This is a genomic window from Bacillus sp. FSL M8-0071 (assembly GCF_037975455.1).
Lineage (GTDB): Bacteria > Bacillota > Bacilli > Bacillales > Bacillaceae > Bacillus > Bacillus subtilis.
In genome coordinates this window covers 172501-189333 of the sequence record NZ_CP150256.1, presented here as the reverse complement: position 1 = coordinate 189333, position 16833 = coordinate 172501, and the positions used below count along the sequence as shown (strand labels likewise).

The 16833-nt window shown below is 45.3% G+C and carries 10 protein-coding genes and 3 rRNA genes (1 of these 13 only partly in view); 8 read left to right on the top strand and 5 right to left on the bottom strand.

The features are described 5' to 3' along the window. Positions 1-37: 37 nt before the first annotated feature. The 8 genes from amiE (at position 38) to MKX71_RS01025 (ending at position 10176) form a co-directional block, all read left to right on the top strand. Positions 38-1363 carry an N-acetylmuramoyl-L-alanine amidase gene (amiE, locus tag MKX71_RS01060; RefSeq protein WP_339231632.1) on the top strand — a complete coding sequence of 442 codons (1326 nt, stop codon included), beginning with the start codon at positions 38-40 and terminating at the stop codon, positions 1361-1363. A 27-nt stretch (positions 1364-1390) separates the two neighbouring features. Continuing rightward, entirely contained in the window at positions 1391-3319 is a 1929-nt protein-coding gene (gene nagZ, locus MKX71_RS01055; RefSeq protein ID WP_339231631.1) for a beta-N-acetylhexosaminidase, read from the top strand. A 13-nt stretch (positions 3320-3332) separates the two neighbouring features. Then, complete coding sequence (locus tag MKX71_RS01050) at positions 3333-4577, top strand: exo-beta-N-acetylmuramidase NamZ domain-containing protein (RefSeq protein ID WP_064911734.1); 1245 nt, start codon at positions 3333-3335, stop codon at positions 4575-4577. Between the two features lie 190 nt (positions 4578-4767). Next, positions 4768-6357: a bacillibactin transport transcriptional regulator Btr gene (gene btr, locus MKX71_RS01045; RefSeq protein WP_003234977.1), complete on the top strand. Its 1590-nt coding sequence runs from the start codon at positions 4768-4770 to the stop codon at positions 6355-6357. 90 nt (positions 6358-6447) lie between these two features. Continuing rightward, positions 6448-7401 carry an iron ABC transporter substrate-binding protein FeuA gene (gene feuA / locus MKX71_RS01040; protein WP_273796434.1) on the top strand — a complete coding sequence of 318 codons (954 nt, stop codon included), beginning with the start codon at positions 6448-6450 and terminating at the stop codon, positions 7399-7401. A gap of 18 nt (positions 7402-7419) precedes the next feature. After that, positions 7420-8424 (top strand): iron ABC transporter permease, encoded by a 1005-nt coding sequence (locus MKX71_RS01035; RefSeq protein WP_339231629.1) that lies wholly within the window; start codon positions 7420-7422, stop codon positions 8422-8424. Further along, on the top strand, positions 8417-9427 hold the full coding sequence (feuC, locus tag MKX71_RS01030; RefSeq protein ID WP_003234980.1) for an iron ABC transporter permease FeuC: 1011 nt from the start codon (positions 8417-8419) through the stop codon (positions 9425-9427). Before MKX71_RS01035 ends, feuC begins: the two co-directional genes overlap by 8 nt. Then, positions 9424-10176 carry an alpha/beta hydrolase gene (locus tag MKX71_RS01025; RefSeq protein ID WP_017694920.1) on the top strand — a complete coding sequence of 251 codons (753 nt, stop codon included), beginning with the start codon at positions 9424-9426 and terminating at the stop codon, positions 10174-10176. Before feuC ends, MKX71_RS01025 begins: the two co-directional genes overlap by 4 nt. Before the next feature lie 9 nt (positions 10177-10185). On the opposite strand, the gene MKX71_RS01020 is transcribed toward MKX71_RS01025, so the two are convergent. From MKX71_RS01020 to MKX71_RS01000, 5 genes are all read right to left on the bottom strand, one after another. Then, entirely contained in the window at positions 10186-11106 is a 921-nt protein-coding gene (locus MKX71_RS01020; RefSeq protein ID WP_072557088.1) for a bile acid:sodium symporter family protein, read from the bottom strand. Positions 11107-11251: 145 nt separating this feature from the next. Then, positions 11252-12688, bottom strand: coding sequence for a SulP family inorganic anion transporter (locus MKX71_RS01015; RefSeq protein ID WP_339231628.1), 1437 nt, complete (start codon positions 12686-12688; stop codon positions 11252-11254). 770 nt (positions 12689-13458) lie between these two features. Continuing rightward, a 5S ribosomal RNA gene (gene rrf, locus MKX71_RS01010) occupies positions 13459-13574 on the bottom strand. Positions 13575-13629: 55 nt separating this feature from the next. Then, positions 13630-16557, bottom strand: a 23S ribosomal RNA gene (locus MKX71_RS01005). 175 nt (positions 16558-16732) lie between these two features. Further along, a 16S ribosomal RNA gene (locus MKX71_RS01000) occupies positions 16733-16833 on the bottom strand (it continues 1449 nt past the right edge of the window). The 16S, 23S and 5S rRNA genes sit together here, the layout of an rRNA operon.

The following is a 16833-nucleotide window of genomic DNA, read 5'->3' as shown; positions in this document are numbered from 1 at the left end:
TAGTAAACGGGATAGAAGCACAGAAAGGGGCTAGCCTGTGAAAACAAAGACACTGTTCATATTCAGTGCCATTTTAACCCTATCGATATTTGCGCCAAATGAAACCTTCGCACAAACAGCAGACAACTTGATTGAGCCGAAAACCATAAATGCAGAAACTGCACAATTCTCGACGAAGAAGCTAAGGAAGGTAGATCAGATGATAGAACGGGATATTGCAGCAGGATTTCCAGGCGCCGTTCTTGTGGTGGTGAAGGATGGACGCATCATAAAAAAAGCAGCATACGGCTACAGTAAAAAGTACGAAGGATCAGAACTGCTGCGCCGTCCGGCCAAAATGAAAACCCGCACGATGTTTGACTTAGCCTCAAATACAAAAATGTACGCAACAAATTTTGCATTGCAGCGCTTAGTCAGCCAAGGAAAACTTGACGTCTATGAAAAAGTTTCTGCATATTTGCCGGGTTTCAAGGATCAGCCGGGTGACCTCATAAAAGGAAAAGACAAGATACGTGTCATCGATGTCCTCCAGCACCAATCAGGGCTCCCATCAAGCTTTTACTTTTACACGCCGGAAAAAGCCGGCAAGTACTATTCCCAGGAACGGGACAAAACGATTGAATATTTGACGAAAATTCCGCTCGATTACCAAACTGGGACAAAGCACGTATACAGTGACATTGGATATATGCTACTCGGATGTATTGTCGAAAAACTCACCGGTCAACCGCTTGATGTCTACACGGAGCAAGAGCTCTACAAACCGCTCAGGCTGAAGCATACCTTGTACAATCCGCTGGAAAAGAGCTTTAAACCGAAACAGTTCGCAGCTACTGAACGCATGGGCAATACACGTGACGGCGTTATTCAATTCCCTAACATCCGCACAAACACGCTGCAAGGAGAGGTGCATGACGAAAAAGCGTTTTACTCAATGGATGGCGTGTCTGGGCATGCCGGATTGTTCTCAAATGCAGATGATATGGCCATACTGCTGCAAGTCATGTTAAACAAAGGTTCATACCGAAACATTTCTTTATTTGATCAGAAAACAGCCGACCTGTTTACAGCACCTTCAGCAACAGACCCGACATTCGCTCTTGGCTGGAGGCGGAACGGAAGTAAAAGCATGGAATGGATGTTTGGCCCTCATGCCAGTGAAAATGCTTACGGGCATACCGGCTGGACAGGGACAGTTACAATTATTGATCCAGCATACAATTTAGGCATCGCATTGTTAACAAATAAAAAGCATACACCAGTTATTGATCCGGAAGAAAATCCAAACGTCTTTGAGGGTGATCAATTTGCAACAGGCAGTTATGGAAGTGTCATAACCGCGATTTATGAAGCGATGGAGTGAATGATTAGACGATAGGAGGAAGTTTCTATGAGACCTGTCTTTCCGCTTATCCTTTCAGCCGTTCTCTTTCTTTCATGCTTTTTCGGGGCCAGACAGACAGAAGACTCTGCATCCAAACGTGCAATCGATGCCAATCAGATTGTCAATCGTATGTCGTTAGATGAAAAACTCGGCCAGATGCTGATGCCTGATTTTAGAAATTGGCAAAAGGAAGGCGAGTCCTCTCCGCAAGCCCTTACAGAAATGAATGATGAAGTCGCCAGCCTCGTCAAGAAATATCAATTCGGAGGCATCATCCTTTTTGCAGAAAATGTAAAAACAACAAAACAAACTGTCCAACTGACAGACGATTACCAAAAGGCAAGTCCAAAAATCCCGCTCATGCTGAGTATTGATCAGGAAGGCGGCATTGTAACGAGGTTAGGGGAGGGCACTAATTTCCCAGGGAATATGGCGCTGGGCGCAGCCAGAAGCAGAATCAATGCGTATCAGACCGGCAGCATCATCGGGAAAGAGCTCTCTGCCTTAGGCATCAATACAGATTTCAGCCCTGTCGTGGACATTAACAATAATCCCGATAATCCTGTAATCGGCGTACGGTCATTCAGCTCCAATCGAGAACTGACATCACGTCTCGGTTTATACACGATGAAAGGGTTGCAGCGGCAGGATATCGCGTCTGCCCTCAAACATTTCCCGGGACATGGAGACACGGACGTTGACAGCCATTATGGACTGCCGCTCGTTTCCCATGGCCAAGAACGGCTTCGTGAGGTCGAACTTTATCCTTTTCAAAAAGCAATTGATGCTGGTGCTGATATGGTGATGACAGCCCATGTTCAGTTTCCCGCCTTTGATGACACCACTTACAAAAGCAAACTCGATGGATTGGACATTCTGGTTCCAGCTACACTTTCAAAAAAAGTGATGACAGGTCTTCTTCGTCAGGAAATGGGCTTTAATGGAGTCATCGTTACCGATGCGCTCAATATGAAGGCAATCGCAGATCATTTCGGACAGGAAGAGGCTGTGGTCATGGCCGTAAAAGCTGGTGTCGATATTGCATTAATGCCAGCCTCAGTCACTTCAATGAAAGAAGAACAGAAATTCGCACGTGTCATTCAAGCTTTGAAAGAAGCCGTGAAAAACGGGGATATTCCTGAACAACAAATCAACAAATCAGTTGAAAGAATCATTTCCCTGAAAATAAAACGCGGCATGTATCCAGCACGAAACAGCGACAGTACAAAAGAAAAAATAGCCAAAGCCAAAAAAATCGTAGGAAGCCAGCAGCACCTGAAAACAGAGAAAAAAATAGCTGAAAAAGCAGTAACTGTATTAAAAAATGAACAGCACACTTTGCCGTTCAAGCCTAAAAAAGGCAGCCGAATCTTAATTGTGGCACCTTACGAAGAACAAACTGCTTCAATCGAACAAACCATTCACGATCTCATCAAGCGAAAGAAAATCAAACCCGTATCCCTCAGCAAAATGAACTTTGCCAACCAAGTATTTAAGGCCGAGCATGCAAAACAAGTAAAAAAGGCTGATTATATCATAACCGGCTCCTATGTCGTCAAAAATGACCCTGTCGTCAACGACGGTGTCATCGACGACACAATATCAGATTCAAGCAAATGGGCCACCGTGTTTCCGAGAGCTGTCATGAAAGCCGCACTGCAGCACAACAAACCATTTGTCTTAATGAGCCTGCGCAACCCATATGATGCCGCCAATTTCGAAGAAGCAAAGGCACTGATTGCAGTCTATGGCTTTAAAGGATACGCAAATGGCCGTTATCTTCAACCTAATATTCCGGCCGGAGTGATGGCGATTTTCGGCCAGGCAAAACCTAAAGGCACACTTCCAGTTAACATCCCATCAGTCACGAAACCAGGGAACACCCTTTACCCATTTGGCTACGGATTAAATATCAAAACGGGAAGACCGCTTTAATAAGGAGGGACACATGAGAAAAACAATATTCGCTTTTCTGACAGGGCTCATGATGTTCGGAACGATAACCGCTGCCTCTGCTTCACCCGATTCAAAGAATCAAACAGCTAAAAAACCTAAAGTCCAGACTGGGATAGACACGCTCTTGCCAGACTATAAAAAACAGCTCAAGGGAAAACGTATCGGACTGATCACCAATCCAACCGGAGTAAACGCATCTCTAAAAAGCAGTGTCGATATCCTTTACGAGAACCCGGATATCAAACTAACAGCTTTATTCGGCCCTGAACACGGCGTCCGCGGTGACGCCCAGGCTGGAGACGAAGTAGGCTCTTACATTGACGAAAAAACCGGGGTTCCCGTATACAGCCTCTACGGAAAAACGAAAAAACCGACTCCAGAAATGCTTAAAAATGTCGATATTCTAATGTTTGACATTCAGGATGTCGGGACCCGTTTCTACACGTACATTTATACAATGGCATACGCAATGGAAGCCGCTAAAGAAAACGGCATTCCATTTATGGTGCTGGACCGTCCGAATCCTCAAGGCGGGAATCATATTGAAGGACCAATCTTAGAACCTGAATACGCCTCATTTGTCGGATTGTATCCCATTCCATTGAAGCATGGGATGACGATAGGCGAATTGGCTTCACTGTTCAACAAAGAATTTAGTATTGATGCCGATCTTACAGTGGTAAAAATGAAACACTGGAAACGAAAAATGGATTTTGACGATACCCGATTGCCTTTCGTCCTCCCTTCGCCTAACATGCCGACGGTGGAAAGCACATTTGTTTATCCTGCAACCGGGCTGATTGAAGGAACAAATATATCCGAAGGGCGAGGGACAACAAAGCCATTCGAATTGATCGGAGCTCCCTTTATCAAAAGCACAGAACTTGAAGAAACATTAAACAGCCTCCATTTGCCGGGCGTTACATTTAGGGCAGCATCCTTCACACCGACGTTTTCTAAACATCAAGGAACGCTTTGCCACGGTGTGCAGCTCTATGTGACAGACAGAGATAAGTTTGAAGCCGTTAAAACGGGTCTTTCAGTCATTAAAACCATACACGATCTCTATCCTGAGGATTTTGAGTTCCTGTCAACAGGTTCATTCGATAAACTGGCAGGCAACGGCTGGATCAGGACAAAAATTGAAAATGGAACTTCGGTTGAGAACATCATAAACAGCTATGAAAAAACACTCCAACAATTCAGCAAAACAAGAAAAAAGTATCTCATTTATTAGAACATAAGCATCGTATGTTACACGTGTAACATATTCTTATTGAACGAAAGACCCTTACTTTTACACATAAGTAAGGGTTTTTTTCATGCTAAAAACCCACCCGCTTTATATAGGAAAACTTTCATTTATTTGGTACAATTTTTATTGAAAATGATTATCAATTGAAAGCTTCTGAAAAGGTGGTCTACTCGTGCAAAATGCAGTGATTTATCAACCAGTACAAATTGAATATCTAAAAAAGACAAGTGATCTCTTCTCAGAACAGCAATTAGCCGATTCATTCGTGCTGATTTTTCATTTAAAAGGAAACGGCTATATTTCAATCGGAACAAACACCAATCCTCTGCAAAAAAAGACACTTTATGTTTGTCCGCCTAACGAGACCTTTGGCTTTACGCCAGCAGCCGATGGACATATAGATGCCTGTATAATCAGGCTTCTAAGCTATATCAAGGAAACCGGGCAAGATATTTTCACACCGTGCACAGAATCGGAATTAGCCAAACTGAAGCTTATGAATGTTTCACATATCGAAAATCTTGCAGTCCGGCTTCAAGAGCTTGCCGCACTATGGAATGAATCGTCTCAGCTTTCTCAGCTAAAATGTGTGATTGAAGTACAAAGCCTGATTTATGATCTTTTTACTGCCAGTTTATCTGATCAAACGGATACACATTCAGCAATCGAAAAAACAAAACACTATATCGAAACCCATGCCGATACAAAAATCACGCTTGCCCAGCTGTCGCAAATGGCAGGAATCAGTGCCAAACACTACAGTGAAAGCTTTAAAAAATGGACAGGACAGAGCGTAACAGAATTTATTACGAAAACACGAATCACAAAGGCAAAACGGCTCATGGCAAAATCAAACTGCAAATTGAAAGAAATCGCACACCAAACCGGTTATCAAGATGAATTTTATTTCAGCAGAATCTTTAAAAAATATACAGGCTGTTCACCTACAAGCTATATGAAAAAACGCCGAAAGAAAATCGCCGCATACGGAAGGGGCACAATGGGCCATCTCATCCCTCTTCACCACATACCTTTTGCGGCCGCTCTGCATCCGAAATGGACGTCTTACTACTATCAGCATTATTCGACAGATATACCCGTCCAGCTCAGTGCATACCGGTTTAATGAAAAGTGGGAAGAAAACCTGTACACGTTATCACAGGCAGAACCAGATGTGATTGTCAGCATGGATTCTATTTCTCCAGAAGAACAAGATCGCCTGAATCGCATCGCAGAAGTCATGTACCTTCCTTCAGAAGAAAGCTGGAGAACCCACTTTCTGCAAACTGCCTCATTTTTAAAGGAGGAGTCCGAAGCAGAAAAGTGGCTAGCGGATTATGACCAGCAGACAACGGCCGCCAAAAAAACACTTCAGCACGTTCAAGGGCTGCGTTTTCTCTTTTTGAGGCTGCATAAGCAAAACTTCTATCTGGCTCATAACCGAAGTGTCCGCGAAGTTTTCTTTGGGGATTTAGGATTCAGCTCGGCAACAACGGCTGACACACCTTCAGAACAAGCGATTTCGTTAGAAAATATCGCAAATTACCAAGCTGACTGTATGATGCTTTTTCTTTTTAAAGAGCCGGAGACCATAGCTTACTACCAGCAATTACAGCAGACAGAAGCATGGCAAAACCTAAGCGCGGTACGAGATAACCGTGTTTATCTTCTATCCCTTGACCCGTGGAATGAATACTCAGCTTGCGGGCACGAACGCATCGTTCAGCAAACTGTTTCTTTACTATCCGGAGATTGTCCATGATAAATCAGGAATTTGTCCATGGTGTTATATCTGTTCATTCTCTATAATTCCAATTGATAATAGTTATCAATTGAACAGGAGGCTCTATAGATGAAAAAGATATCTCTTACCTTATTAATCTTACTTCTCACGCTGACGGCGGCAGCTTGCGGCAGCAAAAATGAATCAACTGCCAGCAAGGCAAGCGGCACAGCATCTGAGAAGAAGAAAATTGAATATCTTGATAAAACATATGAAGTAACTGTACCGACAGACAAAATCGCCATTACGGGAAGCGTTGAATCAATGGAAGACGCGAAATTGCTTGACGTTCATCCGCAAGGCGCAATTTCATTCTCCGGCAAATTCCCTGATATGTTCAAAGACATCACTGATAAAGCCAAACCAACCGGAGAAAAAATGGAGCCAAATATTGAAAAGATTCTTGAAATGAAGCCAGATGTTATCCTTGCTTCAACAAAGTTTCCGGAAAAAACGCTGCAAAAAATCAGCACAGCAGGCACGACGATCCCAGTTTCTCATATCTCTTCAAACTGGAAGGAAAACATGATGCTGCTTGCCCAGCTGACCGGAAAAGAGAAAAAAGCAAAGAAAATTATTGCAGACTATGAACAGGATCTAAAAGAAACAAAAACAAAAATCAACGATAAAGCGAAAGATTCAAAAGCGCTTGTCATCAGAATCAGACAAGGCAACATTTACATTTACCCTGAACAGGTGTATTTCAACTCCACACTATACGGTGATTTAGGCCTTAAGGCGCCGAACGAAGTAAAAGCTGCAAAAGCGCAAGAGCTGATTTCATTAGAAAAATTAAGTGAAATGAACCCGGACCATATTTTCGTCCAATTTTCTGATGATGAAAATGCAGACAAACCTGATGCCTTAAAAGATTTAGAGAAAAATCCAATCTGGAAAAGCCTTAAAGCAGTCAAAGAAGACCATGTGTATGTCAACTCAGTGGACCCTCTCGCACAAGGCGGCACAGCTTGGAGCAAAGTCCGTTTCCTGAAAGCGGCTGCTGAAAAATTGACACAAAACTAATTCAGAGTAGGTTTTTGTATGTATTCAAAACAGTGGACACGTATCATATTGATTACTTCTCCATTTGCTATAGCGCTGTCACTTTTACTTTCAATCCTTTATGGGGCAAAGCATCTTAGCACAGATATTGTTTTTACATCTCTTATTCATTTCGATCCGGGAAACACAGACCATCAAATTATATGGCATTCCCGGATTCCAAGGGCTGCCGGCGCTCTGCTCATAGGGGCAGCCCTTGCTGTTTCTGGAGCGCTTATGCAGGGCATTACGCGCAATTATTTAGCTTCGCCATCCATTATGGGTGTTTCAGATGGTTCAGCGTTTATCATTACGCTTTGCATGGTTCTGCTCCCGCAATCATCTTCGATTGAAATGATGATATACTCTTTTATCGGCTCAGCGTTAGGAGGGGTGTTAGTATTCGGCCTTGCCGCCATGATGCCAAACGGATTTACCCCCGTGCAGCTCGCCATCATCGGCACAGTCACAAGCATGCTGCTCAGTAGCTTATCAGCGGCCATGTCGATTTATTTTCAAATTTCTCAGGATCTCAGTTTCTGGTACAGTGCCAGACTTCATCAAATGAGTCCAGATTTCCTGAAGCTTGCCGCTCCGTTTTTCCTGATTGGCATTATAATGGCCATTTCTCTCAGCAAAAAGGTAACCGCTGTATCATTAGGGGACGACATTTCTAAAAGCCTGGGGCAAAAGAAAAAAACCATTAAAATCATGGCGATGCTTTCCGTCATCATTTTAACCGGCAGTGCCGTAGCGCTGGCCGGGAAAATTGCGTTTGTCGGGTTGGTTGTTCCGCATATCACGAGATTTCTCGTCGGCTCTGATTACAGCAGGCTGATTCCGTGTTCCTGTATTTTGGGCGGAATCTTTTTAACCTTGTGTGATCTCGCAAGCAGATTTATCAACTATCCGTTTGAAACACCGATTGAGGTCGTAACATCCATTATCGGCGTACCTTTCTTCCTTTATTTAATTAAACGAAAAGGAGGGGAGCAAAATGGCTAAAAAATATGCATTGTTCATCGCTTTGATTCTTGTTGTCAGCTATTTCAGCTTAACGAGCGGATCATTTTCTGTTCGTCCTGCTGAGCTGCTCTCCACTCTTTTTCAAATCGACCCGAATCCGCAGTATGAAATTTTGTTGTTCGATTTAAGACTGCCGCGGGTTGTCATGGCTGCTATTATTGGACTCGGTCTTGGCATTGCAGGCGCTGTTATCCAGGCCATCACGAGAAACGGGCTTGCTGACCCTGGAATTCTCGGAATCAACGCAGGGGCGGGAGCTGGCATTGTAGCGTTTATGCTCTTATTCCAAGGCCAGAAGGAAGTGACATCCATAGCTGCAGCGATGGGAATGCCGCTCTTTGGATTGATAGGCGGGCTCATCGCGGCGATCCTGATTTACATATTTGCATGGCACAGAGGCAATTTAGATTCAGGAAGAATTATTTTGGTAGGGATTGCGATCAATTCAGGATTCAGCGCCCTGTCTTTGTTTTTATCTTTAAAAATGGACCCGCAAGACTATCAAATGGCCATGGTGTGGAAAAACGGAAGCATCTGGTCTGCCAACTGGACGTATATCACAGCCGTTCTCCCATGGATGCTGCTGTTTATACCGATTCTTATCGGCAAATCCCGCCTGCTCGACACCATTCGTTTTGATGAAGACACAGTCAGAAGCCTCGGCATTTCATCAAATAAAGAAAAAACCATCCTGCTCGTTGCCTGTGTAGCAATCATCAGCGCCTGTGTCTCCGTAGCGGGAAGCATGGCGTTTGTCGGCTTAATTGCTCCCCATATCTCACGGAGACTGGCTGGCGTCGAACATCGCTATATCCTGCCACTGAGCGGTTTAATCGGGATGCTTCTTGTGATAAGCGCAGACTTTGCCGGAAAACTGTTTTTTCAGCCCGCAGAAGTGCCCGCAGGCATCATTTTGGCGATCCTCGGAGTTCCTTATTTCTTATATCTGCTTTTCAAGCAAAAAAAGGGGGAGAATGCTTGAAAGGATCTCTTTCAGAACACAAAGCCGGCAACAGGAGGTTCACGCTGTACCTCCCTCCTTCCTACAGCACAGACAGCGGGGGATTTCCTGCTGTTTACGTGCAGGATGGCAGTTCTTTGTTCCAAAACCAAATCGAATTATTAGAAAGCGCATTTCAACAGCAAAGGCTCCCTGAACTCGTGCTGATCGGTATCGAACCCGAAAACCGGCTTGATGAATACACCCCATGGCCGGCTGCATCACTCAGTGATCGGTTCACGGACTTCGGCGGAATGGGATATCACTATCTGTCTGATATAACGAACCAGTTCATTCCGCTAATCGAAGAAAACTGGAACGTCACCAGGGAACCGCAGTCAAGAGGAATGATCGGTGCCTCATTAGGCGGCCTCATCTCAATGTTCGCCATATTAAAATATCCGTCAATGTTCGGGAAAATAGGCTCTATATCAGGTTCATACTGGTACGAGAACGCAGCGGAAACCATTCATATATCTTCTTTAAAGCCCGGCACTGCACGTGTTTTCATGTCTATCGGGAGTGAAGAAGGCCGTGAAAAACAATCCATTCAGCGACATATGCTGAAAAAAACAAAGCAAGTTCATCAAAGTCTAAAAGAAAAAGGCTTCACTGAAGACCAGTTGTGTCTTTCAATTGAAAAAGGAGCGGTGCACCACCGCAAGTATTTCTGCAAACAGTTCATCAACGCGCTCGAATGGCTATACGGAAAAAACCGCTCAACCCTATGAGCGGTTTTTTTATGCCTTCTGCAACATTGGTTTTAATTCAAAACGATTCAGCATATAGCCAAACAAAGCAGCCAATATCTGCTGAAACAGCATGCCGATCACAACAGGAACGGCAACCTGAGACGGGAAGAACGTAACGGCAAGAACTGCGCCGGCACTAATATTCCTCATGCCTCCCGTAAATATAAGAGAGACTATTTCCTCTTGCCGCCTTTTCATCATTTTTCCGATCAGCCAAGCAGCGGCATAACCTGTTAACGCGATAAAGAATACCGTTACAGCTATTCCTGCAAATCTCAAATCAATGGATTTGAAATAAGGAGCAATCGCTGAACTGTTAATCGCAATCACTGCCATCAAGCAAAGCTTTGAAAAAGGCGACAGCGCACTGCTCACAGACGCAGTTCTTTCTGGAGATGACATCTGATTAAACAGCATGCCCAGAAAAGAAGGAATCACGACCATTACAATCAGACCTTTCATCATTCCCCACACATCCATATGAACCTGAGCGCCGGCCAGCAATGAAAGACTCAGCGGTACGATTAGCGGTGACAGCACAGTATCAACTAAAATAATCGAAAGTGTCAAACCGACATTCCCTTTGTACATCGCTGCCCAAATCAAGCTTGTAATCCCCGTAGGAATCACAACAGCCAATGTTAAACCGGTAATCGTCAAAGGATCACCTTTAAATATAAGATGGCCGCTGCCCCAAGCAAAAAGCGGCATGAAAATATGAAGAACGAATAGTGCAAGAATCATAGGGAGAGGATGAGACAATGCATGTCTCAAAGATTGAAAGTTCGCGCTCAAACTGCCTGCAAACGTAATAAAAGCAAAGATCCAAGGCACAGCCCATTCATACCCATTTAAAAACTGAGACAGCAGCACGCCCAGCACCACACTAGTCGGCGTTAACAGCGGCATCACTCTCCCCAATACACGGTTCAGCTTCTGAAGCATCATATGCAAGTCCCCTATTTAAAATTTCTCTTCTCTCTATTATATCAATGCTGCTTAAGTGTATGTTATATAAAAAAGCCCAGATCTCATTCATCTGGGCTTCTCTATTTTATGCCATCTGTTTCATTAGAGATTTACTCGCTTTATTCAAACCTTTTAACTCAGCTTCAATGCCTTGTTCCTTAAACTTCGCAACAATCTTATCAAGTGCGGCCGCACCAGAATCGTCCCATACGTGAGCTTCAGTTAAGTCAATCACAACCCGCTCAATATCCTCTTGATATATAAACGCATTCGTAAGATCAGTCACTGACGCAAAAAAGATTTGCCCCTTCACTTGATACGTTCTAAGCTTTTGATCCTCTGCATGAGAAACGATTTTCAGCTTCGAGATTTTTGCTACAAAGAACACGGCACTTAAAAGAACACCGACAAATACACCCTTAGATAAGTCATCCGTCACAACAACCGTAACCACAGTCACAACCGTGACAATCGAGTCCGTGAGCGGCGCTTTTTTGAGACCTTTTAAAGAAGACCAATCAAAAGTGCCGACAGACACCGTAACCATTACAGCCACTAACGCCGCCATTGGGATTTTCACCACGACATGACTTAACACCGCAATTAAAAACATCAGAAAAGCACCGGCAACAAATGCTGACAAACGTCCGCGACCGCCCGCTTTTGTATTAATGACAGATTGTCCGATCATAGCGCAGCCTGCCATTCCGCCAAAGAATCCAGTCACGATATTCGCAATTCCCTGTCCGCGGCTCTCTTTATTTTTATCACTATCCGTATCCGTCATTTCATCAATAATCTGTGCTGTCAGCAAAGATTCAAGCAACCCGACAAACGCTAAAGCAATTGAATAAGGAAAAATAATTTGCAGTGTTTCAAAGGTAAACGGAACATCAGGGATTAAGAAATGAGGCAATGAACTAGAAATATTGCCCATATCACCAACCGTCCGCACATCCACATGGAAAGTGACCGCAATAATTGTCATCACAATAATCGCCACAAGCGGAGACGGAACAGCAGTCGTAAACCTTGGCAGCACATAAATAATAACCAACGACCCGGCAAGCATCGCATACATGCTCCAAGAAGCACCTTCAAACTGGGGAAGCTGCGCAGAGAAGATAAGGATCGCCAGCGCATTCACAAACCCGATCATCACAGAACGCGGGATGAATTTCATTAATCTTGCAATTTTACTGATACCTAAAATCACTTGAATAATGCCAGTCAAAATCGTAGCTGCAAATAAATACTGAAGCCCATGATCAGCAACCAGCGACACCATAACAACTGCCATTGAGCCTGTCGCAGCTGAAATCATGCCAGGTCTGCCGCCAAAAATAGAAATAATAATGGCTATGCAAAATGACGCATAAAGACCGACCATCGGATCCACACCGGCTATAATAGAAAAGCCAATCGCTTCAGGTATTAACGCTAACGCAACTAAAATGCCAGCAAGAATGTCTTTTCGGATATTCCCGAACCATTGCTGTTTTAATGTAAAACTATTATTCAAATATAACGACTCCTTTTTAGTAAAAAATAAATCCGCACCATATCTATTGTATTGGGAGCTTTTTTTATTTTACGGGAGAAAATGAAAAGAAAAACGACCGGAGAAAACGGGGAAACGTTGAGTATATTGTATTGAGGCAAGGAGTTGTCATACAAAGAGTATCATAATAAATTTTTATCAATTACGCAAGATGATTGCTGAAGAAAAAAATGGCTCAAATATAGTCTGAGACATTTTATCATATCCGGATGAAACCAAGAATCGTTTTAATGACAGTAATATCTTTTCTCTCATTTGGCAACCCGAGCCGGTTTCCGAAAAAATAACCTATCATCATTATCTCAGGCTGATAAATATGAGCGGCCTCATTTAACTCTGTATTTTGGCAATCAATAAAACAGCTTTTGCAGGGATTATTCTTAGTTTTTTCTTAGGACTTATTTATGGCCGGCATGTTCGCCATTATTTTATTGTCACCAATCAATTTTATCATGGAAAAACAGAACAAACGACAAGCATGCTGTTCGCTGCCAATGGATTGGCGGCTCTATCCTGCCAATCGCAGTCGGATGGAGTCTGGATGAGTCTCCCGTACAAACTGCATTTTGATTATTTATGACTCTCATGTTGATCATGCTAGGGATTGTATTGGAATTCAAAAGTATTAGAAAAATTTAAAAAGCAGAAGCTTGATAAAATGGATACTGACGAAAGCAAATCGGCACAGATATAAAACAAAAAACCCAGCTCAATGAGCTGGGTTTAAGCTTGCTTGGCGGCGTCCTACTCTCACAGGGGGAAACCCCCGACTACCATCGGCGCTGAAGAGCTTAACTTCCGTGTTCGGTATGGGAACGGGTGTGACCTCTTCGCTATCGCCACCAAACAAATTGAGAGTGTTCTCTCAAAACTAGATAACAGGTGTGACATCATTCAAAAATATGGTTAAGTCCTCGATCGATTAGTATCTGTCAGCTCCATGTGTCGCCACACTTCCACCTCAGACCTATCAACCTGATCATCTTTCAGGGATCTTACTTCCTTGCGGAATGGGAAATCTCATCTTGAGGGGGGCTTCATGCTTAGATGCTTTCAGCACTTATCCCGTCCGCACATAGCTACCCAGCGATGCCCTTGGCAGAACAACTGGTACACCAGCGGTGCGTCCATCCCGGTCCTCTCGTACTAAGGACAGCTCCTCTCAAATTTCCTGCGCCCGCGACGGATAGGGACCGAACTGTCTCACGACGTTCTGAACCCAGCTCGCGTACCGCTTTAATGGGCGAACAGCCCAACCCTTGGGACCGACTACAGCCCCAGGATGCGATGAGCCGACATCGAGGTGCCAAACCTCCCCGTCGATGTGGACTCTTGGGGGAGATAAGCCTGTTATCCCCGGGGTAGCTTTTATCCGTTGAGCGATGGCCCTTCCATGCGGAACCACCGGATCACTAAGCCCGACTTTCGTCCCTGCTCGACTTGTAGGTCTCGCAGTCAAGCTCCCTTGTGCCTTTACACTCTGCGAATGATTTCCAACCATTCTGAGGGAACCTTTGGGCGCCTCCGTTACCTTTTAGGAGGCGACCGCCCCAGTCAAACTGCCCACCTGACACTGTCTCCCCGCCCGATAAGGGCGGCGGGTTAGAAGGTCAATACAGCCAGGGTAGTATCCCACCGATGCCTCCACCGAAGCTGGCGCTCCGGTTTCCAAGGCTCCTACCTATCCTGTACAAGCTGTACCAACATTCAATATCAGGCTGCAGTAAAGCTCCACGGGGTCTTTCCGTCCTGTCGCGGGTAACCTGCATCTTCACAGGTACTATAATTTCACCGAGTCTCTCGTTGAGACAGTGCCCAGATCGTTGCGCCTTTCGTGCGGGTCGGAACTTACCCGACAAGGAATTTCGCTACCTTAGGACCGTTATAGTTACGGCCGCCGTTTACTGGGGCTTCAATTCGCACCTTCGCTTACGCTAAGCGCTCCTCTTAACCTTCCAGCACCGGGCAGGCGTCAGCCCCTATACTTCGCCTTACGGCTTCGCAGAGACCTGTGTTTTTGCTAAACAGTCGCCTGGGCCTATTCACTGCGGCTCTCTCGGGCTTGCACCCTAACAGAGCACCCCTTCTCCCGAAGTTACGGGGTCATTTTGCCGAGTTCCTTAACGAGAGTTCTCTCGATCACCTTAGGATTCTCTCCTCGCCTACCTGTGTCGGTTTGCGGTACGGGCACCTCTCACCTCGCTAGAGGCTTTTCTTGGCAGTGTGGAATCAGGAACTTCGCTACTATATTTCGCTCGCCATCACAGCTCAGCCTTATGGGAAACGGATTTGCCTATTTCCCAGCCTAACTGCTTGGACGCGGATATCCAATACCGCGCTTACCCTATCCTCCTGCGTCCCCCCATTGCTCAAATGGTGAGGAGGTGGTACAGGAATATCAACCTGTTGTCCATCGCCTACGCCTTTCGGCCTCGGCTTAGGTCCCGACTAACCCTGAGCGGACGAGCCTTCCTCAGGAAACCTTAGGCATTCGGTGGAGGGGATTCTCACCCCTCTTTCGCTACTCATACCGGCATTCTCACTTCTAAGCGCTCCACCAGTCCTTCCGGTCTGGCTTCACAGCCCTTAGAACGCTCTCCTACCACTGTTCGAAGAACAGTCCGCAGCTTCGGTGATACGTTTAGCCCCGGTACATTTTCGGCGCAGAGTCACTCGACCAGTGAGCTATTACGCACTCTTTAAATGGTGGCTGCTTCTAAGCCAACATCCTGGTTGTCTAAGCAACTCCACATCCTTTTCCACTTAACGTATACTTTGGGACCTTAGCTGGCGGTCTGGGCTGTTTCCCTTTCGACTACGGATCTTATCACTCGCAGTCTGACTCCCAAGGATAAGTCATTGGCATTCGGAGTTTGACTGAATTCGGTAACCCGGTAGGGGCCCCTAGTCCAATCAGTGCTCTACCTCCAAGACTCTTACCTTGAGGCTAGCCCTAAAGCTATTTCGGAGAGAACCAGCTATCTCCAGGTTCGATTGGCATTTCACCCCTACCCACACCTCATCCCCGCACTTTTCAACGTGCGTGGGTTCGGGCCTCCATTCAGTGTTACCTGAACTTCACCCTGGACATGGGTAGATCACCTGGTTTCGGGTCTACGACCACGTACTCATGCGCCCTATTCAGACTCGCTTTCGCTGCGGCTCCGCATCTTCTGCTTAACCTTGCACGAGATCGTAACTCGCCGGTTCATTCTACAAAAGGCACGCCATCACCCGTTAACGGGCTCTGACTACTTGTAGGCACACGGTTTCAGGATCTCTTTCACTCCCCTTCCGGGGTGCTTTTCACCTTTCCCTCACGGTACTGGTTCACTATCGGTCACTAGGGAGTATTTAGCCTTGGGAGATGGTCCTCCCGGATTCCGACGGAATTTCACGTGTTCCGCCGTACTCAGGATCCACTCAGGAGAGAACGAAGTTTTGACTACAGGGCTGTTACCTCCTATGGCGGGCCTTTCCAGACCTCTTCATCTACCTCGTTCCTTTGTAACTCCGTACAGAGTGTCCTACAACCCCAAGAGGCAAGCCTCTTGGTTTGGGCTAATCCCGTTTCGCTCGCCGCTACTCAGGGAATCGCATTTGCTTTCTCTTCCTCCGGGTACTTAGATGTTTCAGTTCCCCGGGTCTGCCTTCTCATATCCTATGAATTCAGATATGGATACCACTCCATTACGAGTGGTGGGTTTCCCCATTCGGAAATCTCCGGATCAAAGCTTGCTTACAGCTCCCCGAAGCATATCGGTGTTCGTCCCGTCCTTCATCGGCTCCTAGTGCCAAGGCATCCACCGTGCGCCCTTTCTAACTTAACCGTTAAAAAGAATCACTATGTGATATCTTGTGTTACTAATTTAATTGAATGTGATGTCTACTGTTATCTAGTTTTCAAAGAACACGTTTCGAAGGAATGATCCTTCAAAACTAAACAAGACAGGGAACGTTCTGTTTATAAGACCCAAGGTCTTATATTCCGTATAATATCCTTAGAAAGGAGGTGATCCAGCCGCACCTTCCGATACGGCTACCTTGTTACGACTTCACCCCAATCATCTGTCCCACCTTCGGCGGCTGGCTCCTAAAAGGTTACC